23 protein-coding genes and 2 pseudogenes are annotated in these 25724 nt (G+C 69.4%); 12 read left to right on the forward strand and 13 right to left on the reverse strand.

Annotation, left to right across the window (positions count from 1 at the left end; all coding sequences use genetic code 11):
• The 5 genes and pseudogenes from VGR06_RS22425 to VGR06_RS22445 all read right to left on the reverse strand — a co-directional run.
• Nucleotides 1–192 (reverse strand): annotated as a pseudogene (locus VGR06_RS22425) (hypothetical protein); the annotation flags it as partial.
• 9 nt (nucleotides 193–201) lie between these two features.
• Nucleotides 202–1581: a M36 family metallopeptidase gene (locus VGR06_RS22430; protein ID WP_327561072.1), complete on the reverse strand. Its 1380-nt coding sequence runs from the start codon at nucleotides 1579–1581 to the stop codon at nucleotides 202–204.
• Nucleotides 1582–1679: 98 nt separating this feature from the next.
• Nucleotides 1680–2264: a superoxide dismutase gene (locus tag VGR06_RS22435; RefSeq protein WP_327561073.1), complete on the reverse strand. Its 585-nt coding sequence runs from the start codon at nucleotides 2262–2264 to the stop codon at nucleotides 1680–1682.
• Between the two features lie 77 nt (nucleotides 2265–2341).
• Nucleotides 2342–2797: a (2Fe-2S)-binding protein gene (locus VGR06_RS22440; RefSeq protein WP_327561074.1), complete on the reverse strand. Its 456-nt coding sequence runs from the start codon at nucleotides 2795–2797 to the stop codon at nucleotides 2342–2344.
• 9 nt (nucleotides 2798–2806) lie between these two features.
• Nucleotides 2807–5059 (reverse strand): xanthine dehydrogenase family protein molybdopterin-binding subunit, encoded by a 2253-nt coding sequence (locus VGR06_RS22445; protein WP_327561075.1) that lies wholly within the window; start codon nucleotides 5057–5059, stop codon nucleotides 2807–2809.
• Nucleotides 5060–5543: 484 nt separating this feature from the next.
• Here VGR06_RS22445 and VGR06_RS22450 point away from each other — a divergent pair, with 484 nt between their 5' ends.
• The 6 genes and pseudogenes from VGR06_RS22450 (at nucleotide 5544) to VGR06_RS22475 (ending at nucleotide 10614) form a co-directional block, all read left to right on the forward strand.
• Nucleotides 5544–7790, forward strand: coding sequence for a nitrate- and nitrite sensing domain-containing protein (locus VGR06_RS22450; protein ID WP_327561076.1), 2247 nt, complete (start codon nucleotides 5544–5546; stop codon nucleotides 7788–7790).
• A complete protein-coding gene (locus VGR06_RS22455; protein WP_327561077.1) occupies nucleotides 7765–8169 on the forward strand; it encodes a roadblock/LC7 domain-containing protein in 405 nt (134 codons plus the stop codon). Before VGR06_RS22450 ends, VGR06_RS22455 begins: the two co-directional genes overlap by 26 nt.
• Nucleotides 8166–8534, forward strand: a complete 369-nt coding sequence (locus tag VGR06_RS22460) for a DUF742 domain-containing protein (protein ID WP_327561078.1) — start codon at nucleotides 8166–8168, stop codon at nucleotides 8532–8534. Before VGR06_RS22455 ends, VGR06_RS22460 begins: the two co-directional genes overlap by 4 nt.
• Nucleotides 8515–9116, forward strand: a pseudogene (locus VGR06_RS22465) (GTP-binding protein). Before VGR06_RS22460 ends, VGR06_RS22465 begins: the two are co-directional and overlap by 20 nt.
• Nucleotides 9113–9715, forward strand: coding sequence for a TetR/AcrR family transcriptional regulator (locus VGR06_RS22470; RefSeq protein WP_327561079.1), 603 nt, complete (start codon nucleotides 9113–9115; stop codon nucleotides 9713–9715). The pseudogene VGR06_RS22465 and the gene VGR06_RS22470 overlap by 4 nt, the downstream one beginning before the upstream one ends.
• Before the next feature lie 173 nt (nucleotides 9716–9888).
• Nucleotides 9889–10614: a hypothetical protein gene (locus VGR06_RS22475; RefSeq protein WP_327561080.1), complete on the forward strand. Its 726-nt coding sequence runs from the start codon at nucleotides 9889–9891 to the stop codon at nucleotides 10612–10614.
• 48 nt (nucleotides 10615–10662) lie between these two features.
• On the opposite strand, the gene VGR06_RS22480 is transcribed toward VGR06_RS22475, so the two are convergent.
• The 6 genes from VGR06_RS22480 to VGR06_RS22505 all read right to left on the reverse strand — a co-directional run bounded on the left by VGR06_RS22480 (nucleotide 10663) and on the right by VGR06_RS22505 (nucleotide 17400).
• The gene (locus VGR06_RS22480) at nucleotides 10663–11751 is read right to left on the reverse strand and encodes a vWA domain-containing protein (protein WP_327561081.1); all 1089 of its coding nucleotides are present in this window, start codon (nucleotides 11749–11751) and stop codon (nucleotides 10663–10665) included.
• A 112-nt stretch (nucleotides 11752–11863) separates the two neighbouring features.
• Nucleotides 11864–12754, reverse strand: coding sequence for a MoxR family ATPase (locus VGR06_RS22485; protein ID WP_327561082.1), 891 nt, complete (start codon nucleotides 12752–12754; stop codon nucleotides 11864–11866).
• Nucleotides 12747–13520, reverse strand: coding sequence for an XdhC family protein (locus tag VGR06_RS22490; RefSeq protein ID WP_414637311.1), 774 nt, complete (start codon nucleotides 13518–13520; stop codon nucleotides 12747–12749). The genes VGR06_RS22485 and VGR06_RS22490 overlap by 8 nt, the downstream gene beginning before the upstream one ends.
• Nucleotides 13521–13522: 2 nt before the next feature.
• The gene (locus VGR06_RS22495) at nucleotides 13523–15892 is read right to left on the reverse strand and encodes an aerobic carbon-monoxide dehydrogenase large subunit (protein WP_327561084.1); all 2370 of its coding nucleotides are present in this window, start codon (nucleotides 15890–15892) and stop codon (nucleotides 13523–13525) included.
• Nucleotides 15893–16019: 127 nt separating this feature from the next.
• Nucleotides 16020–16526, reverse strand: a complete 507-nt coding sequence (locus VGR06_RS22500) for a (2Fe-2S)-binding protein (protein WP_327561085.1) — start codon at nucleotides 16524–16526, stop codon at nucleotides 16020–16022.
• A 1-nt stretch (nucleotide 16527) separates the two neighbouring features.
• Entirely contained in the window at nucleotides 16528–17400 is an 873-nt protein-coding gene (locus VGR06_RS22505) for a xanthine dehydrogenase family protein subunit M (protein ID WP_327561086.1), read from the reverse strand.
• Between the two features lie 101 nt (nucleotides 17401–17501).
• Here VGR06_RS22505 and VGR06_RS22510 point away from each other — a divergent pair, with 101 nt between their 5' ends.
• From VGR06_RS22510 to VGR06_RS22520, 3 genes are all read left to right on the forward strand, one after another.
• Complete coding sequence (locus VGR06_RS22510; RefSeq protein WP_327561087.1) at nucleotides 17502–18458, forward strand: LysR family transcriptional regulator; 957 nt, start codon at nucleotides 17502–17504, stop codon at nucleotides 18456–18458.
• 81 nt (nucleotides 18459–18539) lie between these two features.
• Nucleotides 18540–19085 carry a carboxymuconolactone decarboxylase family protein gene (locus VGR06_RS22515; protein ID WP_327561088.1) on the forward strand — a complete coding sequence of 182 codons (546 nt, stop codon included), beginning with the start codon at nucleotides 18540–18542 and terminating at the stop codon, nucleotides 19083–19085.
• An 18-nt stretch (nucleotides 19086–19103) separates the two neighbouring features.
• Complete coding sequence (locus VGR06_RS22520; protein ID WP_327561089.1) at nucleotides 19104–20201, forward strand: hypothetical protein; 1098 nt, start codon at nucleotides 19104–19106, stop codon at nucleotides 20199–20201.
• A gap of 512 nt (nucleotides 20202–20713) precedes the next feature.
• Here VGR06_RS22520 and VGR06_RS22525 read toward each other — a convergent pair.
• Nucleotides 20714–21619 carry an IS3 family transposase gene (locus tag VGR06_RS22525; RefSeq protein WP_327561090.1) on the reverse strand — a complete coding sequence of 302 codons (906 nt, stop codon included), beginning with the start codon at nucleotides 21617–21619 and terminating at the stop codon, nucleotides 20714–20716.
• 215 nt (nucleotides 21620–21834) lie between these two features.
• Between VGR06_RS22525 and VGR06_RS22530 the strand changes: the two genes are divergently transcribed.
• From VGR06_RS22530 to VGR06_RS22540, 3 genes are read left to right on the forward strand one after another with little or no spacing between them, the layout of a single operon-like run.
• Nucleotides 21835–23043 carry a tyrosine-type recombinase/integrase gene (locus tag VGR06_RS22530; protein WP_327561091.1) on the forward strand — a complete coding sequence of 403 codons (1209 nt, stop codon included), beginning with the start codon at nucleotides 21835–21837 and terminating at the stop codon, nucleotides 23041–23043.
• Nucleotides 23040–23963, forward strand: coding sequence for a tyrosine-type recombinase/integrase (locus VGR06_RS22535; RefSeq protein WP_327561092.1), 924 nt, complete (start codon nucleotides 23040–23042; stop codon nucleotides 23961–23963). The genes VGR06_RS22530 and VGR06_RS22535 overlap by 4 nt, the downstream gene beginning before the upstream one ends.
• Nucleotides 23960–24949 carry a tyrosine-type recombinase/integrase gene (locus VGR06_RS22540; protein ID WP_327561093.1) on the forward strand — a complete coding sequence of 330 codons (990 nt, stop codon included), beginning with the start codon at nucleotides 23960–23962 and terminating at the stop codon, nucleotides 24947–24949. The genes VGR06_RS22535 and VGR06_RS22540 overlap by 4 nt, the downstream gene beginning before the upstream one ends.
• A gap of 45 nt (nucleotides 24950–24994) precedes the next feature.
• On the opposite strand, the gene VGR06_RS22545 is transcribed toward VGR06_RS22540, so the two are convergent.
• Nucleotides 24995–25330 carry a transposase gene (locus VGR06_RS22545; RefSeq protein WP_327561094.1) on the reverse strand — a complete coding sequence of 112 codons (336 nt, stop codon included), beginning with the start codon at nucleotides 25328–25330 and terminating at the stop codon, nucleotides 24995–24997.
• Nucleotides 25331–25724: the final 394 nt, after the last annotated feature.

The following is a 25724-nucleotide window of genomic DNA, read 5'->3' on the forward strand; positions in this document are numbered from 1 at the left end:
GTCGGCCTCTTGGACGGCCTCTCGGCAGACCTGGGCCGCTGGTGCGTCGCGAGCGGGGAAGTACTTCATGTCGGAAACGCTGTCGCCTGCGCTGCCGATGGCCGACTCAGCCGCCGCCACGAAGCCGTGTTCTCGCAGTTCGGAGGTGTGTGAAATGAACACCCTTCGTGGCGGCGGCGGTCTGTCGGCCATACTCCTAGGTTAGATGATGCCGCGAGCGTGGAAGGCGGCGGTGACGGCACGGGCGTCGCGGGCGCCGAACATTGCTCGGGCCATGGACACGGTGACGTTGGCGGCGGCGGCCATGGTGGTGTCGGGGCGGTAGGAGAACTGGGATTCGAGGATCAACTTTGCCGACTTGTTGCGGCCCAGGGAGTTGAAGATGTCGAAGAGGGCGCGGGACCAGACTTGGCCGTCGTGGTGGACTTCGCCGTTGAAGTCGGCGACAGTGAGGTTTTCGTCGGTGCGGCGGAGGCAGTGTGGCGTTGTGTCGGTGTAGGAGACGCTGTCCCAGTCGGCGATGCAGGCCAAGGGGGTCACCGCCGTGTCGCGTTGGACGGGGGCGGACATGATCATGGCCCACCAGTCGCCGAAGCCTTCGCCGATGGAGCCGGCTTCGATTGTGGTGCCGAAGCCGGGGACTTGGGCGTCTTGGATGGCGTGGCCGTATTCGTGCCAGATTACTTCGGCGTCTTCGGCGTCGTCTACGCCGCCGGTGCCGAACGTTATTCCGTCGACTTCGGGGTCGTAGAAGGAGTTGTCGTCGGTGAAGCCCGTCGTGGTGACATCCTGGGGCTCGTTGTTGACGTCGTTGAAGCCGAGGCCTTGGATGTATTTCTCCGATTCGGTGATGCTGTAGTAGGACATCACCTGCTCGAAGAAGTCACTGCGCCGGCTGTAGTTGAAGTCGTTGGTGCGGGAGCGGGCTTGCTGGCCGCGGGGGTCGATGATGGTGGCGAAGGAGCCGTGGAGGAAGCCGGAGCCGTCGAGGTTGGTCAGGCGGACCGACTTGTAGGCGGAGTCGGGGACGGCGGAGTTGCGGTCGTTGTCGTCGACGAGGTTCTCGTTCTGGAGGGTGGCGACGGGGTTGGGGGAGAAGACGCGGCCGGTGCCGTCGACGTTCTTGATCAGGCTTTCCGAGGAGAGGACGGAACCCGTGGCGGCGTCGACAAGGGTACGGACGGAGCCGTGGCCGGCGTCGGAGACCACCGAGTAGACGAGCTTTCCGTCGCGGGATACCGCCAGCTCGTTGCGGCGGATGGAGCCCGGCGCGGCCCCCGCGGCTTGGGAGGCGGCGATCTGGGGGGTGGCGGAGGCGGCGAAACCGGATACCGGCACGCGGCCGTCGTCGATGGTTTCGGCGTCGGTGGCCTTGTCGACGTGGCGGGCGTAATAACCGCCGAGGACGGTATGTCCGTTAAGGGTCTGGGTGTACCAGTAGTGGGTGGCGAGGACGGACTCGTGGGTGGCGATGAGGCGCAGACCGTCGGGTACGGGTGCTGCTTGAGCGGTGGTCGCCCCGAACAGGGACGCCACGAGGGCGGCACAGGCCGCCGCCGTGGTGAGGCGACGCAGGCGCATGGGGTCTCCCGGAGATCGTGGGTCCGCGCGAGGTGCCGGACCATTCGACCCCGGACGCTAGGGCACCGGGAATCCCCTAGGTTGCGCCTTTTGGAGTATTATTTGAAGTTCGCTTTGAGGCACGCGAGGCGGGAGCCGGCGGTGCCGGCCTGGCCAGTACCGGTGTGCGTGTGGTGCTCGTGGATGACCACGGAGTGCGCGTCCCGGCCGGCGAACGTCCAGTCTACTGTGGACGATGCGATGGCGTTGCCGGCGGCGTCGGTGGTGAAGTCGAGCCAGATCTCGTTGGCCGGGTTGGCATACGCCTGATCGACCGAGGGCTGGAACGGGTCCGGCACGTTCTGGAAGTGCGCCCCGGAGTCCGACGGCAACGCCCCGCAGGTCCGGGCGTGCACGTGCGCGCCGTACTCGCGGTTGGGCAGGAGGCCGTGCGGCGCCAGGATGAGCAGGGTGCCGTGTGGGCCGGAGACGCTGACCACCGAGATCCGGGCGTCCTCGGGGACCAGCGAAGGCGAGTAGGTGACGGCGGTGGCCGACGGGGTGAACCGCTCGAATGTGCCCCAGGCCAGCGTGACGGCTGCGCTCGGTGGCGGTGGGGGTGCTGCCCATACGGCGGTCACGGTTAGCGCCATCAACGCGACCAGGCCGAGGACGGCGAGCAGGATCCGCTGGTGTGTGGACAAGTGGTCCTCCTTGGGGTGGCAATGCCATGAAGGTGACCTTCAGGGCGTTGAACGTCCTGAAGGCGGCCTTCAGGGCATCACTGGGCGCCGGCCGCCCGCTTGATCGCTTGCCGGATGCGGAAGTAGGTGCCGCAGCGGCACACGTTCTCGATCTTGTCGATGTCCTCGTCGGTGGGGTTGGGGGTGCGCTTCAATAACGCCACCGCGGCCATGATCTGGCCGGGTTGGCAGAAGCCGCACTGGGCGACGTCCTCGTCGAGCCAGGCCTGCTGCACCGGGTGCAGCGTGTTTCCCTTGGCCAGCCCCTCGATCGTGGTGACCGCCCGGCCGGCGCAGTCGGCGACCGGGGTCACGCACGGCTGGACCTCTTCACCGTCCACGTGGGACGTGCAGGCCCGGCACACGCCGACGCCGCAGCCGTACTTCGGGCCGGTGATGCCAAGTTTGTCACGCAGCACCCAGAGCAGCGGCATGTCGGCCGGTGCCTCGACGGTCACGGCCTTCCCGTTCACCGTCATCGTGTAGCGGGGCACGAAGTTCTCCTATCGCGGCAACGGTTCGAAGTCGACCGGGAAGTTGATGGGGAAGCTGCGCGGGCTGGTGCCGGTGGCCCGGGCGTAGGCGTTGGCCACGGCGGCGGCGGCCGCGGGCACGCCGAGCTCGCCCGCGCCGCCCGGCTCGCCGTTCGCCGGCATGACGTGGATGTCCACTTGGGACGGAATGTTCCTTTGCCGCGCGTAGTGGAACTGGGAGAACGTGCCCTCCAGCGGCAGGCCCTTCTGGATGTGCACGCCGGCGGTGAGGATCGTGGAGATCCCGTCGGTGAGCCCGCCGAGCAGTTGCGCCTCCACCCCCCGCGGGTTGATCGGCCGGCCGACGTCTGCGGCGATCACCGCCCGGGTGACCCGCGGGTTCTTCCGGTCCGTGGCGTCCAGCTCCACCAGGCAGGCCGTGCAGGACTGGTACTCCTCGTGATACGCCACGCCCTGCGCGTGTCCGGCCGGCAGGGAACGACCCCACTTGCCGTTCTTCGCCACCCAGTCGAGCACCGCCTTACCCCGCGCCGACTTCAGCACCGCGCGGCGGAACGCCAGCGGGTCCTGGCCGAGACGCCGCGCCACCTCGTCGACCATGATCTCCTCGGACGCCCGCACGGTCGCCGAGTACACCGAGCGCCAGCTCGCGGTGTTCATCCGCAGCGGCACCTCGTTCAGCAACTCGGTGACCAGGCCGAAGTTGTACGGCACCTTCTCGGTGAGTGCGAACACCGCCTGCGGGAAGGCCGGGGGCAGCAGGTTGGCGAACGCCGCGGAGAGCGCCTCGCCCGCACCGGTGCGGAAGTCGGTCTCGACGCTGGCCACCCGGTGCTCGTAGGAGAGCACCTGCCCGGCCAGGTGCGTCACCCGGATCTTGTGGTGGGTGGCCGCCCGGGCCCGGCCGTGCCGGATGTCGTCTACCCGGGTCCACATCAGCTTCACCGGCCGGCCGACCTTCTTGGACACTTGAGCCGCCTCGAGCGCTCCGTCGAAGAAGAGCCGCCGGCCGAACGAGCCGCCGCCGCGGGTCACGTGCACGGTCACCTTGTCGACCGGCAGGCCGACCTCCTTGGCGATGGTCTCCTGCGCGATGATCGGCGTCTTCAGCCCGGCCCAGATCTCGGCCCGGTCCGGCCGTACGTCGGCCACCGCGGAGTTGGTCTCCATCGGGGCGTGCGGCACGAACGCGAAGTCGAACTCCGCGTCGATGTGCGGGGTGAGCGAGGACAGCGGCCCCAGCGGCAGCGTCGCCGCGCGCAGGTTCCTTCGTATGTCCTCATCGGACAGTTGGTCGACCGGGCCCTTGCCCCAGGTGACCTTCAGCGCGTCCTTCGCGGCGATGGCTTCGCCGAACGTCGAAGCGACGACCGCGACGCCGGTGGGGATCGCCGCCACCGCGACCACGCCGGGCATCGCGCGGGCCGCGGAGTCGTCCACCGAGACCACGGTGCCGCCGATCGTCGGCGGGCGCCGGACCACCGCCGGCAGCGCGCCGGGCACCGCCAGGTCCAGGGCGTACTTCGCCTTGCCGGTGACCAGGTCGCGGGCGTCGAGCCGGGTGGTGGGGCGGCCGATGACCTTGTGCTTGGTCGCCGGCTTCGGCTTGTCCGGCACGGCCGGCGCGGCGATCTTGGCCGCGGACGCGGACAGCGAGCCGTACGTCGCGGTGCGGCCGTCCGGCGCGATCACCTTGGTGTCGCGGGTGATCAGCGTGTCCGCCCGGACCTTCCAGAGCTGGGCGGCGGCGGTGACCAGCCGGGCGCGGGCCTGCGCGGCCATCGCCCGCACCGGTTCGTAGAGCGAGCGGACCGAGTTGGAACCGCCGGTCATCTGGTTGAACAGCAGCGCCGGCCGGGCATCCGCCAGCGGGGTGTCCACATCGGACAGCCGGGCGTCCAGCTCCTCGGCGACCAGCATCGCGATCGCGGTGCTGATGCCCTGGCCGACCTCGGCGCGCGGCAACTGCAACACGACCCGGTTCTCCGGGGTGACCTCCAGGACCAGTAGGCGCGAGGTGGGCAGCGCCATCGTGGTCAGCAGGTCGCCGAGGTCGACGAAGTCCGCCAGGCCCGGCAGGCTGGGCAGCCCGGTCGGCAGGGGCGCCGCGTCCGCGCCCATGCCGAGCCGCACGGCGACGGTCAGCGTGGGCGCCGCGACGGCGAACGCGAGCAGCCCCCGGCGGCGAATGCGGGCCCGCGAGTCGCGCTCCGCCGGGGTCGGGGAATCGTCCTGGTCCGGCGACGCGTGCGGGTTCGGCATCGTGCTCCTATTTAGCCGTAAATGTAAATACTGGCGTGACAACAACGCAGAAAAGCGCGACGCGTCGCCGCCGGCAGGTCATACCGGCGGCAACGTCGCGGAACCACGGTTCAGGCCTGGGGCATGGCCCGGGTCGCGGCTCTCCACCGTTCCGCGCTGGTCAGCAGCGCACGCTGGCGGGCTGGGGTTCGTTGGTCGATCACCAGCGCTCCTCGCTGCGCATCGAGCGCGGAATGACGGTTCAGTCACGGGCACGCTAGACCTGCGCGGGTTACCCCGCAACCGGGTGGGGGTGCATGCGGGGAACACGCGGGGCCGATCCCCTAATCCCCTAACGACGGAACGTCATATTCTTAGGGATTCGCTCGATCTTGTTGACGATAAGGTGGTGTCTCCCTAATCTCACATGATCGCTTGGGCTCGGGGAGAGCTCAATCCCGCTCTGTGGACGGCTACCGGAGCAGAAAGGCGTCGGGACACCTGGATGCGCGCACAGCAGCCGCGGCGCAAGGGCACCACCATCTGGACCCAGGTGCTGTTCATCGCGCTCGTACCGAGCATCGCGGTCGTGATCGTCGGCGCGGTGGCGTCCGCGTACCTGGTCAGACAGGGCCTGGCGGTAAGCGGATTCGCCGGCGACGTCCACGCCGCGTACGAGCCGATCTCCCGGTTCGTGACCAGCACCCAGGAGGAGCGCCGGCTCACCATGCTGCGCTCCCTGGGATCCCAGGGCGGCACCAGCGTGCAGGATCTGGAGACGCAGCGCTCCCGCGTCAACGAGACCATGACCGACCTGGAGAACGCCGCCAACCGGATCTCCGACGGCGCCCCCGAGGACCTGCGCGGCGCGCTCACCCGGCTCACCGAAGCGACGCACGGGCTGCCGGCCATGCGCCAGCAGGTCGACGGCGGCGTGATCGACGCCTGGAAGGCCTACCACAACTACAACGACCTGCTCGACCTGTGCGGCGTGGTGATCCAGGGCATCGCCCGGTCCGCCTCGGACGCGGACGTCGCGTTCGAGCAGATGATCAGCTACGACCTGTTCAAGTCGGCCGAGGCCATGTCGCGCTCGCACGCCATGGCGGCCAAGGCGGTGGCCTCCGGCGTGGACGGCACACAGTTCCACGAGCTCGCCCACCAGCTCGGCATGTACCACGAGCAGGTCGAGTCCGTGGTGCCGCGGATGACCGCGCCGGAGAAGGACGCCTACGCCGCGCTGAAGAAGACCCCGGGGTGGAGCGCGCTGGTAGCCGGGGACAACGCGCTGATGTTCCGCGGACCGACGTTCGCCAAGCCCACGTTCGACGTGCCCACCTGGCAGAACGGCGCGCAGCAGGTGGGCGAGGCGCTGATGGCGCTGTACCAGTCGCACTCCCGGCACGCGGCGTCGCTGGCCACCGGCCGGGGCAGCTCCACGTTCCTGGCCTCGATCGTCGCCGGCGCCTCCATCCTGCTGATTGCCCTGATCTCCATCGTGATCGCGCTGCGGCTGTCCCGCCGTCTGGTCCGGCGGCTGCGCGGGCTGCGCCGGGAGACCCTGGACATGGTCCACACCGGACTGCCGCAGCTGATGGCCAGCATCCGCGCCGGCAACCCGATCGACGTGGAGAAGCAGGTCGCCAAGCTGGACTACGGCGGCGACGAGGTCGGCCAGGTCGCCGACGCGTTCAACGCCGCGCAGCGCAGCGCGATCAGCGCGGCGGTGCGGGAAGCCGAGACGCGGCAAGGGGTTCGCGCGGTGTTCCTGAACATCGCCCGGCGCAGCCAGGTGATCGTGCACCGCCAGCTCAAGCTGCTGGACCAGGCGGAGCGCTCGGTGGACGACCCCGACCAGCTGCAGACCCTGTTCCAGCTCGACCACCTGGCCACCCGCAGCCGGCGCAACGCCGAGAACCTGATCATCCTGGCCGGCGAGCAGCCCGGCCGGCAGTGGCGCAACCCGATCCCGCTGCGGGACGTGGTGCGCAGCGCCATCGCCGAGACCGAGCAGTACACCCGGGTGGTCACCACGCAGATCCCCGAGGTGTCGGTGATCGGCACCGCGGTGGCGGACATCGTGCACCTGCTGGCCGAGCTGATCGACAACGGTGCCGAGTTCTCGCCCAAGGATTCCACTGTGGAGGTTCGCGGCCACGTCGTCGGCCGCGGGGTCGTGGTGGAGATCGAGGACCAGGGCCTGGGTATGGAGCAGGAGTTGCTGGAGCAGCTCAACGCGATGCTGCACCACCCGCCGGACTTCAACGTGATGGCGCTGTCCACGGAGTCCCGGGTCGGCCTGTTCGTGGTGGCCCGGCTGGCCGAGCGGCACGGCATCAAGGTGTCGCTGCGGGACTCGGACTTCGGCGGCTCCCGGGCGATCGTGCTGATCCCGGCCGGGCGGCTGGTGGCCACCGGGCCGGCGAACGCCGAGCCGGTCGCGGAACCCGCGGTGCCGCAACAGTTCGAGCCGGTGCGCAACGGCACCCGGATGGTCGGCGGGGCGGGTGCGGTCAAGCCGCCGCTGCCCCGCCGGGAACGGCAGGCGAACCTCGCGCCGCAGCTCACCGGTGCGTTGCCGGAGGGGAGCCCCGCCACCCCGCCGACGGTTGACGAGGGTGAACTAATCCGCCGGTCGGAGCGGCTGCGCAGATCGATGTCGGCGTTCCAGCAGGGCACCAGGCAGGGGCGGTCGACGAACGGAGCGGGTGGAGGTGAGGGCGGGCATGACGGTGCGAGCTGGCACGGCTGAGCTGGACTGGTTGCTGGACGGGCTGATCGACCGCGCGGCCGGGGCGGACCGCGCGGTCGTGCTGTCCGCCGACGGGTTGCTGATGGCCCGCTCCCGCAACATGTCCATTCCGGACGCCGAGCACCTTTCCGCGGTGGCGTCGGCGTTCCAGAGCCTGTCCCGGGGCGCCGGGCGGCACTTCGGCGGCGGCGAGGTGCGGCAGACCATCGTGGAGATGGAGCACGCCTTCCTGCTGGTCACCGCCGCCGGCGCGGGCGCGTGCCTGGCGCTGATCGCCACCGAGGACGCCGACCTGGGGATGCTCGCCTACGAGACGAACCTGATGGTGGCCCGGGTCGGCGCATGGCTGTCCACGGCGCCGCGCGGGCACGCACCGTGACCGAGACGCAGGAGGCGTGGTACGACGACGCCGCCGGTCCCTTGGTACGGCCGTACGCGGTCACCGGCGGGCGCACCCGGCCCGCCCGCTACGACCTCGATCTGATCACGCTGGTGGTGGCCGTCGATCCGGAGAACCACATCCCGTTCGTCGAGCCCGAGCACGCCGACGTGCTGCGGGTGTGCACGAACCCGTCCTCGGTGGCCGAGGTGGCCGCGCACCTCGACCTGCCGCTGGGGGTCGCCAAGGTTTTGATCAGCGACCTGATCGGGCGCAACTTCATCATATTTCGGTCGAGCTGGCAGCCGGCCACTCCGGACCTGGACATGATGCAGAAGGTGCTCAATGGGATCCGCAACCTCTGACGCGGTCTCGGTCAAGATCCTGGTCGCCGGCGGGTTCGGCGTCGGGAAGACCACCATGGTGGGCACGGTCAGCGAGATCGCCCCGCTGCGGACCGAAGAGGTGATCACCGAAACCAGCGCCGCGTGGACGATCTCCGGGACGTGGAAGGCAAAACCACCACGACCGTGGCGCTCGACTTCGGCCGGATCACCATCAACCCGGCGCTGGTGCTGTACTTGTTCGGCACGCCCGGCCAGAACCGGTTCTGGTTCATGTGGGACGAGCTGTCGCGCGGCGCCCTGGGCGCGGTGGTGCTCGCCGACACCCGCCGGCTGGACAACTGTTTCGCCGCCATCGACTTCTTCGAGCGCCGCGGCATTCCGTTCGTGGTCGGGGTGAGCTGTTTCGACGGCCGGCAGCCCTACGACGTCGCCGAGGTCCAGCACGCGCTCGACCTCGAGGCCGAGGTTCCTATGCTGCTCTGCGACGCCCGGCAGCGCGAGTCCACCAAGCAGGTCCTCATCACGCTGATGCAACACGTCATGTCCCGCGCTGCGCCTTCCCTCGAGAATTCCCCATCACGTCGTATCATGCGGTCGTGACCAGCAGCGATGGCGGTGCGGCGGCCCGCCGGCGCGAGCAGATCCTGGACGCGGCGGCGCGGGTGTTCGCCGAGAAGGGCTATCACGAGGCCGGAATCGCCGACATCGCCACCGATCTGGGCATCGGCCACGGCACGTTCTACCGCTACTTCGAGAACAAGAAGGACATCGTCGGCCAGGCCATGGACCTGGCGGTGCGCCGGATCGGCCAGTCCGTGCTCGAGGAGGAGGATCCCTCGTCGAGCAACACCCTGGCCGAGTTCCACGCCCAGATCGAACGTGTCTATTTGCGACTCTTCGCCCTCCAGGACCGCCAGCCCTACCTGATCCGCTTCCTCTACCGCCAGGCCACCGATCCCACCCGCCTCGGCCTCGCCCTCGACGGCTTCCTCGGCTACACCGAACAACTCCTGCGCAACGGCATCACCAAGGGCTTTCTCCGTCCCGACATCGACACCGAGATCGCCGGCCAGGCCCTCGTCGCCATCATGTTCGACGTCATGCGCCGCTCGGCGTCCGCGGAGATGTCCGCCGAGCTGCGCCAGCGGTGGATGTCGACGGGAACCCGGATGATGCTCGAGGGGTTACAGCGTCGCTGAGTGGCACCCCCGAAAGGGTAAAGCCACGGTCAGGAGTGACCGCACATGCGACTTTCCGTGAGATCGCGACAACGATCGTGTGGTGTACCCGCCGCAGCCTTCCGGCCGCCGACCGTCCCGAGTAGACAGGTGGGCGGGCCGTCGGGGCCCTTTGTCTGGGAAGGAGCCGAGAAATGACGCGGATGAAGCAACCGGTGGGATCCGAGGCGCTCCAAGGTACCACGCCCTTCGAGAACCTCATCGACTCGTCGGTCGAGTGGGGCGGTGGAATCTGGCTTACCAGCGGCAAATGGTCCGCCAAGATTTCGAAGGACGGTAAGACCGTCATGGAGCACGGGCGGCCGTTCAAGTGCCCGGGCCGCTGGCGGGCTCTCGAGAGGAAGTTCAGTGACCACGTGGACTCGATCGCGTGGACGCCCGCGCTCGGGAAGCAGGAGGGTTTCTGGTGCTTCAGTGACACCGACTGCGTGCGAACGGACACGGCCGGCGATACCAGCCTGGAATCCGGCACGCTCGAGGAGCGGTGGCCGAAACTGAAGGGAACGGAGTTCGCGCGGAAGATCGACGCGTGCGTCTGCGCCGACTACACCTCCGACAGCGCCACGTTCTACTTCTTCGCCAAGGGGAAGGTGATCACCTACGTCCGTACCGCCGACCCGAACGCCCACCGGATCGAGGGGAAGATCGACGACGTCCTCACCCGGTACCCCCGGCTGAACAGCGCACCCGCACCGACGGGAATCACGTCCGTGCTCCTCATGGACAAAGTGACCATGTTCGCCTTCCGGAACAAGATGTACAAGTACGCGGAGCGTTCGTCCGACGACAGGGGACCGCTCACGAACGGGGAGATGTGGCCGGCCGTGAAGTCCATCGTGTGCCAGGAGGACTGCGGGTAACCACGGACGACTTGAATGCCCTGAAGGCCGCGTGGCCTTCAGGGCAATTCAGGTGTCCGCAAGAGCGGCGGTGAGGTCGTCGAGGGCGTCCAGGCTGTGCGCGCTGACCACGGCGTCGCAGTAGGGCCAGGCGGCCGCCATGCCGCCGGCCAGGGGGCGGTAGCCGGCGCGGGCGACGCGCGGGTTGGCCCAGACGATCCGGTGCGCCATTGTGGACAGTGCGGCGAGCTGGGTGGCGAGGTCGGCGGGGTCGCCGGTCTCCCAGCCGTCGGAGATGATCAGGATGACCGCGCCGCGGGCGAGGCCGCGGCGGCCGTGGGAGCGCAGGAACTCGGCGAGGGCGCCGGCGATGCGGGTGCCGCCGGACCAGTCGGGGGCGATCCGGCCGGCCCGCTCCAGGGCCACCGCGGGGCGCACCCGGGCGAGCTCGCGGGTGAGCCGGGTCAGCCGGGTGGCGAACGTGAACACCTCGGCGCGGGCGCCGCCGGCCGCGCAGTACAGCAACTGGATCATGGCGCGGGCGTACGGGGCCATCGAGCCGGAGATGTCGCAGAGCACCACCAGCTTGCGCGGCTTGGGTTTCGGCGCGAACCGGACCAGGCGCAGCGGGTGCCCGCCGGTGCGCCGGGCGCGGGCGAGCGTGCCGCGCAGGTCCACCCGCGGGCCGTGCGGGGCCGGGCGGTGCCGGCGGGAGCGGCGCACCGGCGTGCTCAGCGTGAACCGGCGCATGAGCCCGGCCAGCAGCGCCAGCTCCTCGGCGGTCAGGTCGCCGAAGTCCTTTCCGGCCAACCGTTCTCCGGCGCTGGCCAGCATTGGGGTGGCCAGCTCGCGCTCGGGGTCCTGGCGCCCCGCCCGGGTCGCGTCCGGGCGGGGCGCCGTTCCCTTCGGGCCGGCCACCGCGCCAACTGGTCGGCTCTGCCCGCGCTGCCCGGCGGGATCCACCAGGCCCTCGAACACGGCGGCGAACACCGCGTCGAACGTGGGCACCTGGTCCGGATCGCTCACCAGCGTGGCCAGCGCGCAGTAGTACAACTCCTTGGTAGTGCAGGGGTTCACCACGATGATCGCCTCGGCGAACCGGGCGGAGCGCTCGGGGTTCACCGGCACCCCGGCGGCGCGCAGCCGCGAACCGAACACGGCGGCGAGGTCGGGGAGGGAAGCAATGTGGCGTTGCTTTCCATCGTGGGAGTGAACGTGACGTTGCTTTCCCTCCAGGGTGGCAACGTGACGTTGCTTTCCTGCGGCACGCTCAGGCATTGCGCACCAACGCCGAAAGCTCACCTGCCCGCACGGTCTCCACGTCCTCCGGGTATTTCAACACCGCACCCAGCGTGCTCTCCACGGCCAGTTCGTCCAGTGTGGACAGACCGAGCACGTGCAGCGCGTTCGCCCAGTTGATCGCCTCGGCCACGCCCGGCGGCTTGGTCAACGGCAGGCCACGCAACCGGTGCACGGCAACCGCGACCCGCTCGGCGAGCCATCCTGACGCGGCCGGCACCCGGCGCCGGATGATCTCCGCGACCCGTTGGGTCTCCGGGTAGGCGATCCAGTGGTAGAGGCAGCGGCGCTTGAGCGCGTCGTGCAGGTCGCGGGTCCGGTTGGAGGTCAGCACGACGACCGGGGGCAGCACGGCCCGCCGGGTGCCCAGCTCGGGGATGGTCACCGCGGCGTCGGCCAGCAGCTCCAGCAGGAACGCCTCGAACTCGTCGTCGGCCCGGTCCACCTCGTCGATCAGCAGCACCGCCGGCCGCGGGCCGGGATGCGTGATCGCCGCCAGCAGCGGCCGCGCCAGCAGGTACTCCTCGCTGAACAGGTCCGCGTCGCGCAACGCCTCGCCGCGCGCCTCGGCCAGCCGAATGGCCAGCAGCTGCCGCGGGTAGTTCCACTCGTACAGCGCCTCCGCCGAGGACAGGCCTTCGTAGCACTGCAACCGGATCAGCACGGTGTCCAAGGTGGACGACAACGCCCGGGCCGCCTCGGTCTTGCCGACGCCGGGCTCGCCCTCCAGCAGGATCGGCTGTCCCATTCGGACGGACAGCAGCAGCGCCGTGGCCAGCGCGTCGCCCGCGAGGTAGCCGGACGTCGCGAGCCCCGCGCGCAGGGTGGCGACGTCGGGCACCAGCTCGGCGAGGTCACTCATGCGCGTGGCACGCCGCGTGATCGTGGTGGTCGGCGTGCGCCGTGGGCGTGGCGCCGGTTCGGGGACGCTCGGCGATGATCTCGGCATACACCGAGAGTGCGATCTCCGCCGCGGTGCGGGCGCCGATGTCCAGCCCGGCCGGGGTGTGTATCCGGGCGCGCTGCTCGTCCGGCACGTCCAACTCCGCGAGCACCGCGGAACCCCGGCGGCGGCTGGCGATCAGGCCGACGTAGGGCACCCGGGCCCGCACGGCCGCGGCGAGGACCGACCGTTCGTCGCCGCGGCCGTGCGAAGCCACCACCACCGCCCCTAGATCGGCCGGCAGTGCCCCTGTGGAGTCGGCGCGGAGGTGCACGTCGTGGCCGAGGGCGGTGCCCACCTCGACCAGCGCGCGCGCCACCGGTGCGTCGCCGAAGACGTACACGAGCATGGGAGGAAGCATCGCCTCCAGGAAGATGTCCAGTGAACCGCCGGACAGGCACGGGTTTCCGACGACGACGAGACCCTCGGAGACGGTCTCGGCGCCTTCGGTCGGAGTGATCCGCAACAGCGTGGACGCGCCGGTTTCCAGCAGCCGCAGGCCTTGTGCCCGGACTGTGGACTCGGCGCAGTCTCCGCCGACGAATCCCTCGACCGTGCCGTCCGGCAGCACCAGCGCGCGGTCGCCTGGCTTCGCGCTGGTCGGCCGTTCCGCGCGGACCACCGTCGCCAGCACGAACGGGGTTCGGCCGGTGCGCAGGTCGTCCGCTCGGACGAGCACGTCCATCATCAGATCGCCAAGTCCGTCCGAAGTGGACGGCCCTGGATGGCCGACCACACCGCGGCCGGGGTGAGCGGCATGTCCGCGTGCTTCACCCCGAACGGCTTCAGCGCGTCCATCACCGCGTTGACCACCGCCGCGGGCGACCCGACGGTGGCCGACTCGCCGACCCCCTTCGCGCCGATCGGGTGGTGCGGCGACGGTGTGACCGTCTCGCCCAGCTCCCAGGACGGGCACTCCATCGACGTGGGCAGCAGGTAGTCCATAAAGGACCCACCGAGGCAGTTGCCGTCGGTGTCGAACGCGATGACCTCCATCAGCGCCATCCCGATACCGTCGGCCAGGCCGCCGTGCACCTGCCCCTCGACGATCATCGGGTTGATCCGCACACCGCAGTCGTCCACCGCGATGAACCGCCGCACCTTCACCTGCCCGGTGCCGGTGTCCACGTCCACCACGCAGATGTAGGCGCCGAACGGGAACGTGAGGTTGGGCGGGTTGTACACGCAGGTCGCGTCCAGGTGCCCCTCGACGCCCTCGGGCAGCTCCAGGTTCGAGTGCGCGGCCAGCGCGATCTCGGCCATGGTCTTGCCCGCGGTCTGGTCGCCGCGGACGAACCAGCGGCCCTTCTCCCATTCCAGGTCGTCCGGCGAGACCTCGAGCATGGCCGAGGCCACGATCTTGGCGCGGTCCCGCACCTTCCTGGCCACCACGGCGGTCGCCGCGCCGGACACCGGGGTCGAGCGCGAGCCGTAGGTGCCGAGGCCGAACGGCGTCTGGTCGGTGTCGCCGTGCACCACCTCGACGTCGTCCGGGCTGATCCCGAGCTCCTCCGCGACGATCTGGGCGAACGTGGTCTCGTGGCCCTGCCCTTGGGACTGCACGGAGATCCGCAGCACCGCCTTGCCGGTCGGGTGCACGCGCAGCTCCGCGCCGTCGGCCATGCCGAGGCCGAGGATGTCCATGTGCCGCCGCGGCCCCGCGCCGACCGCCTCCGTGAAGAAGCTGATCCCGATCCCCATGTGCTCACCGCGCTCGCGCTTGGCCGCCTGTTCCGCGCGCAGCTCCTCGTAGCCGGCGAGGTCCATGGCCAGCCGCAGCGCGCGCGGGTAGTCGCCGGAGTCGTACTCCCAGCCGGTCGGGCAGGTGTACGGGAACTGCTCCGGCCGCAACAGGTTGCGCAGCCGCAGCTCCGCCGGATCCACGTCGAGCTCGCGGGCCAGCAGGTCGACCATGCGCTCCACCAGGTAGGCCGCCTCGGTGACCCGGAACGAGCAGGCGTAGGCCACCCCGCCCGGCGCCTTGTTCGTGTAGACGCCGATGACCTCGCAGTACGCCGCGCGCAGGTCGTAGGAACCGGTGAACACGTGGAAGAACCCGGCCGGGAAGTTGGTCGGCTGCGCGGTCCCGTTGAACGCCCCGTGGTCGGCGATCACCCTGACCCGCACGGCAAGGATCTTTCCGTCCGAAGTGGACGCGATCTCGCCGCGCATGTGGTAGTCGCGGGCGAACGAGGTGGTCATCAGGTTCTCCGAGCGGTCCTCCATCCACTTCACCGGCTTCCCGGTGAGGATGGAGCCGACCACCGCGCACACGTACCCGGGGTAGATGCCCACCTTGTTGCCGAACCCGCCACCGATGTCCGGCGAGATGATCCGGATCTTGTGCTCCGGGATGCCGGCCACCATGGCATAGAGCGTCCGGTGCGCGTGCGGCGCCTGGGTGGTCGACCACACGGTGAGCTTGCCGGTCACCGGGTCCATGTCCGCCACGGTGCCGCACGTCTCCAGCGGCGCCGGGTGCACCCGCGGGTACAGAATGTCCTGCTGCACCACCACATCCGCGCTGTCGAACGCCTCGTCGGCGGCGGCCTGGTCCCCCGCCTCCCAGTCGAAGATGTGGTTGTCGGTCTGGTTCTCCTTGTCGTCCCGGATCACCGGGGCGTCCTCGTCCAGCGCCCGGCGCGCGTCGATCACCGCGGGCAGCGGCTCGTACTCGACGTCGATCAGCGCCAGCGCGTCCCGTGCCGCGTACCGGTCCTCGGCCACCACGAAGGCGACCTCCTGGCCCTGGAACCGAACCTTGTCGGTGGCCAGCACCGCCTGGGTGTCGTAGGACAGCGTCGGCATCCAGGCCAGGCCGAGACCTTCCAGCATGGCGCCGGTGATCACGGCCTTCACCTTGGGATGCGCCTCGGCGCCGGTGGTGTCGATGGACACGATCCGGGCGTGCGCGAACGGGCTGCGCAGCACCGCGGCGTGCAGCATGCCGGGCAGCTTCACATCGTCCACATAGGTCCCGCGGCCGCGGATGAACCGGGCGTCCTCCTTGCGCCGCATGGACCCGAAGCCGGCGGGGGTTTCATCGAGTGCGGTCATGCTGCGTCCTTTCGGCTCGCTCCGCTCGCGTGCGCGGGCCTTGACGCGGTGTCTTCCTTCCTGCGCTGCTCGGTCGCTCGTTCCTCGCTCCCTGCGCTGCTCGTCAGTCCAGACACCGCCGGCCCGCTCATGCTCCTACCTCTTCCGTCACGTGGACCGGGTTCTCCGCAGCGGGGGCCTCGTGCTCGGCGGCCCACCGGACGGAGCGCACGATGTTCTCGTAACCGGTGCACCGGCAGAGCTGCCCGGAGATCGCCTCGCGGATGTCCGCTTCGGACGGATCGGGGTTGCGGTCGAGCAGCCAGCGCGCGGTCAGCATCATCCCCGGCGTGCAGAAGCCGCACTGCAACCCGTGGCAGGCAACGAAACCCTGCTGCACCGGGTCCAACTCGGCGCCCGACCCCAACCCCTCCACGGTGGTCACCTCATGCCCGTCGGCCATCACCGCGAGCACCGTGCAGGACTTCACCGGCACCCCGTCCAGGTGCACCACGCACACCCCGCAGTTCGAGGTGTCGCAGCCCCAGTGCGTGCCGGTGAGCCCGAGCGTGTCGCGCAGGTAGTGCACCAGCAGCAGCCGCGGCTCCACGTCGTGGGTGTGCTCCTGCCCGTTGACCGTCATGGTGATCTGCACGTCAGGCCTCCTGTCCCAGGGCGCGCGCGGCGGCCCGGCGCAGCGCCCGCGTGGTGAGCTCGCCGGCCAGATGGCGTTTGTAGTCAACGGGTCCGCGCTGGTCCGCGCTCGGATTGCAGTTCTCGGCGGCGATCCGGCCGGCCTCGACGAACCGCTCGTCGGACACCGGAGCGCCGCGCAGGTTGTCCTCGGCCTCCCGGGCCACGAACCCCGCCGCGCCGACCGCGGCCAGCCCGATGCCCACGTCCATCACCCGGTCGTCGTAGATCTCCAGCACCGCAGCGGCCGCGGCCACCGCCCAGTCCCCGGCCCGGCGCTCCACCTTCTCGTAGGCGCTGGCCTGCGGGCGGACCGGAACCCGGATCTCCAGCAGCAGCTCGCCGTCGTCGAGCGCGGTCTGGTAGGGCCCGACGAAGAAGTCGCGCACGTCGATCTCCCGCCGGCCGTCCAGCCCCTGCACGACGAGCCGGGCCCGCAGCGCCGCGAACGCCGCGGAGAGATCCTCGGACGGATCCGCCTGGCAGAGCGAGCCGCCGACCGTGCCGCGGTTGCGCACCACCGGGTCGGCGATCATCTTCTCGGCGTCGCGCAGGATCGGGAAGTGCTCGCCGACCACCGCTGAGGCCAGCAGGTCGGCGTGCCGGACCATGGCGCCGATGCTCAGATCGCTGCCGTCCAACCCGATCGAGGACAGCTCGGTGAGGTCGTTGATGTCGATCAGCGCCTCGGGGTGGGCCAGCCGCAGCTTCATCATCGGCAGCAGGCTGTGCCCGCCGGCCACCACCCGGGACTCGGGGCCGTATCTGGCGAGCAGCGTGAGCGCGTGCTCCACGCTGGTCGCCTTCTCGTACTGGAACGGGGCAGGAACCTGCATGCCGGAATCCTGGCGTGGTCACGGGTGGCTTACAACGCCGGGTTAAGCGATGGGTTAACGGTCTGATCATGGCTCGGCGATTGTGGGCCAGAATGCTCGCCATGACGCTCACGCAGCTGAGCACGTTCGTCCTGGTGGCGAGACTCGGGTCGGTGAAGGCGGCGGCCGGCGCGCTCGGGGTGAGCGAGCCGGCCGTCTCGCAAGCACTCAGTGCCTTGCGCCAGCACCTCGGCGACCCGCTCATCGAACGGGCCGGTACCGGCATGCGGCTGACCCCTGCCGGCACCCGGCTGCTCCCGGTGGCCTCGCAGATGGTCTCGCTCGGCGCCGACGCGGAGGCCGCCGTGCGCGCCGGCCAGGGCGCCCCCGAGCAGCTGCGGGTCGTGGCCAGCAGCGCGGTCGTCGAGTTCGTGGCGCCGCCGCTGGTGGACACGTTCGCCGAGCAGAGCGGCCGCAAGATCGAGACCTCGTCCGGGGTGGCGGCCAGCGACGAGATGCCGGTGCTGGTGGGAAACCGGTTCGCCGACGTGGCGATCGGGCCGAACCTCGGCGCGGACCGCACCAGCGAGCTGCACAGCGAACCGGTGTTCCGCGCGCAGCTGATCCTGGTCGCGTCCGGCTCCACGCTCCCGCACGGCCCGCCCGACCGATGGCCGTGGCTGGTCGACCCGTCGGTCACCGACCCGGACAGCGACTGCGCGCGACTGCTCCGCCGGCTGCACGTCAACGAGGCCAAAACCCGAGTGTTCCCCAACCAGACCGCCGCCTGGGCCGCTGCCGCGGACGGCGCCGGCGTCGCCCCGGCGATCGCCCACCTGGTCTCCGAACGGGTCCGCCGCGGCGAGTTGCGCGTCGTGGACACCTCGATCACCCCGGTCGAAACCACCTGGTACGCCACGGCGTTGCCACCTGAGCGGCGCTCCACCGCCGCCGACAAGTTCCTCCACTTCCTGCACACCGCCACCGCGATGCGGGTCATGCGCAAACCCGGCGCCGGCGTGCCCCCGTCCCGCTTCCGCCCGCCGATCTACGTCACGCTCTGGAACTCCCCGGACTGACGGCGCGCACTGCAGAAGTGGTCGAGCGGCCAGTTTGTGCTGGACGATGGGCCTGATCCGTGCGGACAGGAGGAGGGGCTGATGGCGCACATCGAACTCGGTGTGGACGAGGAGATCTACCCGGGGATCAACGGGCCGCTGAAGTACCGGCCGGAGACCGCCAAACCGCTGGAAGAGCTGGCCGAGGTGCTGCTCCGCGACCCGCACCCGACGCTGTCCCCGGGCGAGCGCGAGCTGATCGCCGGCTATGTCTCCGGGCTCAACGAGTGCAACTTCTGCGCCTCGTCGCACTCCGCGTTCGCCGCCGCTCAGCTCGACGGCGGCATGCCGCTGGTCGAGCAGGTGCGCGCGGACCTCGAGACCGCGCCGGTCTCGGAGAAGCTCCGCGCGCTGCTGCGCATCGCCGGCGCCGTGCAGGCCGACGGCCGCAAGGTCACCTCCCACCTCGTCGCCGCCGCCCGCGCCGAGGGCGCCACCGACCTCGAGATCCACGACACGGTGCTGATCGCAGCCGCGTTCTGCATGTACAACCGCTACGTCGACGGCCTGGCCACGCTCGCCCCCACCGACCCGGCTCTGTACGCCGAAGCCGCCAAACGCCTCGTGAAACACGGCTACATGCGGTAACCGTGGATACTGGCTGGCATGCCGGTTCGGTTCCTCTCGGTAATGCTGGCCGCCCTCACGGTCGCGGGCTGCAGCGGAGCCGGCGGCACTCCACCCGGGGGTACCGAGGGTGTGGCGTTCACCCGGGTCGACGTGTCCGGCGCCCCGCTGGTGCTCGCGGCGGACGGTGACGCCCTGCTCGTCGGCGTGCGCCACGACAAACGCCCGGGCCTACTCCGCCTCGACGCGTCCGGCACCACCACCGAGGTCGCCGTGCGCCCCGAAACCCCGTACGCCAAGGAGGCCGCCTGGTACTCCATCGCCAGCGACGGCACCCATATCGTGGGCCTCGGCGGTGAACGCGGCGGCGCCCACGGCAACGTCCGCTGGAGCGCCTGGCTCGGCTCCGCCGCCACCGGCGTCGCCGAACACCTGCAGGCGTTCAGCACCTTCGGCGGCTACGGCGCCGGCGAGATGATCGCCGCCGTCCAGACGACCGTAGGCCCCGCCCTGGTCGGAACCTGGCAAAGCGCCCGCACCGGCCTCGACGCCGCGGTGTGGACCGCCGACGGCGACTCCTGGTCCCGCCGCGACTCCGCCGGCACCGCCCTGGAAAGCACCCCCGACACCCTCAACTTCCCCATCGCCGCAACCAACCTCGGCCCCAGCATCCTCATCGCCGGCTGGCAACTCGCCTCCGGCGTCCAACGCCCCGTCCTCTGGCGCTCCACCTCCGGCATCACCGGCTGGACCGTGACGCCCCTCCCCGACGCCGGCCGCTCCGCCGCCATGTCAATCCGCTGCTGGACCGACACCTGCGCCATCGCCGGCCGCGTCGACGGCAAACTCGCCCTCTGGGAACTGGGCACGCAAGGCTGGGCCCGCGTTCCGCAGGTCCCCTCGGTCGCCGTAGGAGACAAGGACCACCTGGTCCCCCCGGTCCACATCGGCGGCACCCTGGCCCAGGTCTTCAACGACGGCGCCGAAGTGAAACTGTTCCAACCCGACCACGCCACCCGCACCATGTCAGGCCCGACCGGCCCGGTAACCGCCACGACCACCGTCGGCACGACGCTCTACCTTCTCGCCGGCCCAGACGACACCACCCAAACCCTGTGGCACGCGTCGCTCTCGTGAACGATCCGCTCTCTGGTCCATCGTATTCGGCAACGAATACCCCGCCGCCGCGGATCCCTGTCTGATGAGTGTGGACGCTTTGCTTTCGCTCCTGACAGTGCGTTATTCGTATGGTTCTGATGCTGGGGGAGTGGCGGGGTTAGGCTGCTAATTGGGGGTTCGGCTCGGGGAGTTGCAGTTCGGGGTGTTGGCGGGTGGCCGCGGCGCGCATTGTGCGGGGTCGCCTCTCCGGCTTCAAGGGTGCCTTCGGCGTCGGTTTCGCCGGTCGCCGCGCTGGTGTGGTTGGGGTGTGCTGTGGGGTATGGGTTGGCGCGGCGATCGTTGACTCCGGAGCCTCTGCGACCCGTGGGGCAGCGCTAAGGCGCGGGCAGGGCGGTCGTCCTGCCCCTGTCCGCGCGCGCCGCGGCAGCCGGGGAGAAGGTGCGCAGATCCGGCGGGTTTTTCGGCATGGGGGTGCGGGACGGGGTGGTCGGTTTGGACTGCCCCGACTTTGATGGAGACCTGATCTCCTGTCACGCTGCTGTCGGGGGCTGCACGGGTCGGCCTTGCCAGAAGACCTGTTCGTACTCCAGTGGTGGACGGTAGTCGCACCAGGAGTGCAGCCTCTCGTTATTGTACCAGTAAACCCATTCTGCTGTCACGTGGATAACGTCACGGGTGTCGTTTAGGGAATCGTGTCGATCGATGGCCTCTTTCTTGTAGAGTGCGTTGACAGACTCGGCCAACGCGTTATCATAGGAGTCGCCTTTCCGGCCGACCGATTGAGCGATTCCGGCGTCGGCGAGTCGTTGCGCGTAGCGGATCGCGGTGTATTGCACACCCCGGTCGCCGTGATGTACTAGCGCGGCGGACAGGGTGTCTTGGCGGGTACCGAGCGCCATTTCCAGGGCGTCGAGCGCTAGTTCGGTGTGCAGCGAGTCCGAGACCTGCCAGCCGACGATGGCGCGGGAGAAGGCGTCAGTGACGAACGCCGTGTAGCAGAACCGGCCGTCGGCCAGCGGCACGTAGGTCAGGTCGGTGACCCACAGCTGGTTCGGCGCCGGCGCCCGGAAGTCCCGATCCACCAGGTCAGTCGGCCGGCCAGCGGCACCGCCCGGGACGGTGGTCCGCGGCCGCCGACGCGTAGCCACCAGCCCGGACATGCCTTCCCGGCGCATCAGTCGCTCCACCGTGCACCGGGCCACCTCGATGCCCTCACGGCGCAACTGTCGATACACCTTGCGCGCCCCATACCGTTTCCCGCTCTTCTGCCATACCCGACGAATCTCGACCACCATGTCCTCATCCGTCACACCGCGACGAGACGGATGAGTCTGACGTTTCTTCGCCGCGTAGTAGGTCGATGTGGGGAACTCGATGACCTCACAGATCTTCTCCACCGAGTATTCGTCACGGCGCTCATCAACGAACCTGGTCATAGCGGCGGTCGCGGGTTCATCTCCTGCGCGAAAAAAGCTGTTATGCGGAATTCCGCATAACAGCTTTTATGCAGAGCCCGCGGTTATGTGGCGTGGGGTTGTGATAGTGATCGTTGTGGCTGCTCACCCGTGGTGGGGATGGATGGGTGGTTCCGCATAATCGTTGGGTTGGTTGGCGGTCTCTGTCTTCGAGTTGTTCGGAGGCAGGAGGTTGCATGTCGATGCAGTCGAGTGGGTTGGAGTTGTGGGCAACCCATGTGGCGGGGTTCCGGGCCGAGTTGGCCAGGTTGGGTTATTCGACGTCGGCGGCGAACCGGCATGTTGCGTTGCTGGGGCAGGTGAGCCGGTGGTTGGCGTGGGAGGGCCTGGATGTGGCTGTGTTGGCCACGGAGCGGGTCGAGTCGTTCTTCCAGGCGAGGCGGGCTGCGGGGAGTTCGTATTTGCGGACGCGCCGGTCGGCCGAGCCGTTGGTGGGTTATCTGCGTTGGGTCGGTGTGCTCGGCGAGCCGCAGCCGCCGGTGATCACCGACCCGGTCGAAACGCTGGTGGCGGCGTTCGGGGTGTATCTGCTCAGGGAACGGGGCTTGGTCGAGGGCACGGTCCGCGCCTATGCGCGGGTGGCCGGAGTATTCCTGTCCCAGCGGCGGAGCCCGGATGGGCTGGATGTGGCTGGGTTGACGGCCGCGGACGTGACGGGTTTTGTGACGCGAGCGTGTGAGCCGTTGGGGCACTCGGCTGCCCGTGGGGTGGTGTCGGCGTTGCGGTCGCTGCTGCGGTTTCTGCGGTGGGAGGGTCTGACCGGGGTGGCGCTGGATCAGGCGGTCCTGTCGGTTGCGGGGTGGGATTCGTCGCTGCCGAAGGCGGTCCCTGCTGGATGGGTGCGGCGCCTGCTGGACGGTTGTGATCGCGCGACAGCGATCGGACGGCGAGATTGCGCCATCGTGTTGTTGTTGGCGCGGTTGGGGTTGCGCGCCGGTGAGGTGATCGCGCTGGAGTTGGGTGACATCGACTGGCGCGCCGGCCAGATCGTGGTGCGCGGTAAAGGGAATCGGCGGGATTGGCTTCCGCTGCCGGCCGATGTTGGTCAGGCGATGGTGGACTATCTGCAGCATGGTCGCCCGGCCAGCGACAGCCGACGGGTGTTCGTGCGGCATTACGCTCCGGCCGGTGGCTTCCAGGCGGGTAGCGGTGTGATCCGTGGCGTGCTCGCGCGGGCCTGTGAGCAGGCGAATCTGCCGTATGTGTCGCCGCATTGTCTGCGGCGTTCGCTGGCCAGCGAGATGCTGAGCCGGGGCGGGTCGTTGGTCGAGATCGGCCAGGTGCTGCGCCATCGCGGCGCGGCCGCAACGGCGATGTATGCCAAGGTCGATCTGGTGCGGCTGCGGACGCTGGCCCAGCCCTGGCCGACGGGGGCGGCAGCATGAGCACTTTGCGGACCGCCATGGTCGACTATCTGGCCTTGCGGCGCTCGCTGGGCTACAAGCTGGAGCGCGCGGGCCGTCTGCTGGCCGAGTTCGTCACCTTCGCCGAAACGCGCGGCGCCGATCACGTCACCGTCGAGCTGGCGCTGTGTTGGGCGATCAGCACCAGTAACCCCCGCTCGAATTGGCGGGCTCAGCGGTTGGGGGTGCTGCGCGGATTCGCTCGCTACCTGCAGGCCCACAACCCCAACACGGAGGTCCCACCACGGGCCCTGATCCCGCGTGGGCCGGGCAGGCCGACGCCGTTCTTGTATTCGCCGGCCGACATCACCGCGCTCATGGCCGCAGCCGGGCAACGGTATTCCCCGTTGCGCGCTGCCACCCTGGAGACGCTGATCGGGTTGCTGGCAGTCACTGGGCTTCGGGTGGCTGAGGCGATCCGCCTCGACCGCGGTGATGTCGACGTCGCGAGCGGGCTGCTCACCGTGCGCACCTCCAAGTTCGGCAAGTCGCGCCTGGTGCCGTTGCACCCCAGCACCGTCACCGCGCTCAAGGACTACGCCAGGCTGCGGGACCGGTTCTACCCTCACCCCCACACGCCTGGGTTCTTCATCTCCACAACCGGCACCCGGCTGCGAGCCGGCAACCTGCGGGCAGTGTTCGCCGAGCTGCGCGGCCACGCGGCCGTTGGACCGCGCTCGGGCCGCCGGCCACGACTGGGTGACCTGCGCCACTCGATGGCCATGACCACGCTGCTGCGCTGGTATGCCGACGGTGAGAACGTGCAGGCCCTGCTACCACTGCTATCGGCCTACCTCGGGCACGTCAACCCCCGCTCCACCTACTGGTACCTGTCAGCGGCACCGGAACTGCTGGCCGCCGCGTCTGGCCGGGTCGAAACCGCGCGAGGGGAGTTGGCATGACCGCCCTAGCACCAACCCTGGAATTGTTCTTCACCCAGCGGCTCATCACCCAACGGCACGCCAGCCCGCACACCGTAACCGCCTACCGGGACACTTTCCGGTTGCTGCTGGGCTATGTGCACGGCAGCACCGCAACGCCGCCGGCCAAGCTGCAACTTGAGGATCTGGACGCGCCGCTGATCGGGGCGTTCCTCGATCATCTGGAACACCACCGCGGCTGCGCGATATCCACCCGCAATGCCAGGCTGGCCGCCCTACGGTCCTTCTTCCACTTCGCCGCCTTGCGCCACCCCGACCATGCCGCTCTCATCCAACGGGTGCTGGCCATCCCTACCAAACGCAGCCACCGCGGCCTGGTCTGCTACCTCACCCAACCGGAGATCGACGCGCTGCTGGCCGCGCCGGACCGCTCCACCCGGACCGGGCGGCGCGATCACGCGCTGCTGGTCCTCGCCGTCCAAACCGGACTACGTGTGTCCGAACTGATCACCCTGCGCCGCAACGACATCGAGCTTGGAGCTGGTGGATACCTGCACTGCACCGGCAAGGGCCGCAAGGATCGCTGCACACCCCTGACCGTCCACACCCGAGCGGTCCTGCGGGTCTGGCTCAAGGAGTGCGCCGACATACCCGACGCCCCGGTCTTCCCCGGCCCCCGAGGCGTTCCGATCGGGCGTGACACAGTCCGCCGCTTGATCGCCAAACACGCTGCCACCGCGGCACGAACCCACCCCTCCCTTGCCACCAAACGCATATCACCACACGTCACCAGGCACAGCTGCGCCATGCAACTCCTCCAGTCCGGAGTGGACACCGCAACCATCGCGCTCTGGCTCGGTCACGAGTCCAGCCGGACCACCGACATGTACCTGTCCGCCGACCTCGAACTCAAAGAACGCGCCCTCGCCCGCACCCGACCAGCACACACCGCCCCGGGCCGCTACCGCCCGCCCGACACCCTGCTCGCCTTCCTCGAGAACCTGTAATTATGCGGACCCAGCCGGGCCGGTGACCACCAAACCACAACGTGCTCACCGGCCCGATCCGCATAACCCCAGACTCTGCATAAAAGCTGACGCCGCCTTCAAAATGTCGTTCGCCCGACGCAACTCGCGGTTCTCCCGCTCCAACTCCGCGATCCGCGCGTCCTTATCCGCCCCCGGCCCGACCGCCCGCTCACCCGACGGACGCTGCCCCGCATCCTCCTGCCGCACCCAGTGCCGCACCGTCTCGGCGTTCAACCCCAGATGCTTAGCCACCCGGGCGATCGCCCCCCGACCAGGCCCGCTGAGCTCACGCTCGACCTCCCGCACCATCGCCACCGCACGCTGCCTCAACTCAACCGAGTAGACCCTCGTCTTCGCCATGCCGTAGATCCTTTCCAGAACCAACGGCCTCCAAGATCACCGGGGCGGTCCAATCCACCATCATCACTGTGCCCGGTTTTCGGATTTTGGCCGCGTGTCCCGCTGACACAGCGTTAGAGTGCCGCTGACCTGCGGTGTGCCACTTGCTGGCGGGATTGTCATATGTCATAGCCTCCCACTTGAAGAGGTTGCCTTATGACATCGAAGATCCCTCAACGCACATCTGACCTGTGAAGAGGAAGCTGTATTGTCAACTCTCGGTCGACCTGACAGCTTGACTCAGTAGCCGAACACCGCCGTCGGCAATGTCGCCGACCCCCTTCTCCCGGCCCCGGCAAGCGCGAGGGTCGGCGCCTCTAGGACGGGCAGGGAGGCCTCTGGGACGGGCGGGGAG

The sequence above is a fragment of the Actinophytocola sp. genome, assembly GCF_036002505.1.
In the GTDB taxonomy this organism is placed as follows: Bacteria; Actinomycetota; Actinomycetes; order Mycobacteriales; family Pseudonocardiaceae; genus DASYTH01.

Coding starts and splice junctions, on each gene's coding strand:
- VGR06_RS22525 (WP_327561090.1), bottom strand. CDS start 21,619: ATGACCAGGTTCGTTGATGAGCGCCGTGACGAATACTCGGTGGAGAAG.
- VGR06_RS22455 (WP_327561077.1), top strand. CDS start 7,765: ATGACGGTGCGAGCTGGCACGGCTGAGCTGGACTGGTTGCTGGACGGG.
- VGR06_RS22505 (WP_327561086.1), bottom strand. CDS start 17,400: ATGCAGGTTCCTGCCCCGTTCCAGTACGAGAAGGCGACCAGCGTGGAG.
- VGR06_RS22450 (WP_327561076.1), top strand. CDS start 5,544: ATGCGCGCACAGCAGCCGCGGCGCAAGGGCACCACCATCTGGACCCAG.
- VGR06_RS22490 (WP_414637311.1), bottom strand. CDS start 13,520: ATGGACGTGCTCGTCCGAGCGGACGACCTGCGCACCGGCCGAACCCCG.
- VGR06_RS22520 (WP_327561089.1), top strand. CDS start 19,104: ATGCCGGTTCGGTTCCTCTCGGTAATGCTGGCCGCCCTCACGGTCGCG.
- VGR06_RS22430 (WP_327561072.1), bottom strand. CDS start 1,581: ATGCGCCTGCGTCGCCTCACCACGGCGGCGGCCTGTGCCGCCCTCGTG.
- VGR06_RS22445 (WP_327561075.1), bottom strand. CDS start 5,059: ATGCCGAACCCGCACGCGTCGCCGGACCAGGACGATTCCCCGACCCCG.
- VGR06_RS22475 (WP_327561080.1), top strand. CDS start 9,889: ATGACGCGGATGAAGCAACCGGTGGGATCCGAGGCGCTCCAAGGTACC.
- VGR06_RS22510 (WP_327561087.1), top strand. CDS start 17,502: ATGACGCTCACGCAGCTGAGCACGTTCGTCCTGGTGGCGAGACTCGGG.
- VGR06_RS22515 (WP_327561088.1), top strand. CDS start 18,540: ATGGCGCACATCGAACTCGGTGTGGACGAGGAGATCTACCCGGGGATC.
- VGR06_RS22485 (WP_327561082.1), bottom strand. CDS start 12,754: ATGAGTGACCTCGCCGAGCTGGTGCCCGACGTCGCCACCCTGCGCGCG.
- VGR06_RS22530 (WP_327561091.1), top strand. CDS start 21,835: ATGTCGATGCAGTCGAGTGGGTTGGAGTTGTGGGCAACCCATGTGGCG.
- VGR06_RS22535 (WP_327561092.1), top strand. CDS start 23,040: ATGAGCACTTTGCGGACCGCCATGGTCGACTATCTGGCCTTGCGGCGC.
- VGR06_RS22545 (WP_327561094.1), bottom strand. CDS start 25,330: ATGGCGAAGACGAGGGTCTACTCGGTTGAGTTGAGGCAGCGTGCGGTG.
- VGR06_RS22540 (WP_327561093.1), top strand. CDS start 23,960: ATGACCGCCCTAGCACCAACCCTGGAATTGTTCTTCACCCAGCGGCTC.
- VGR06_RS22495 (WP_327561084.1), bottom strand. CDS start 15,892: ATGACCGCACTCGATGAAACCCCCGCCGGCTTCGGGTCCATGCGGCGC.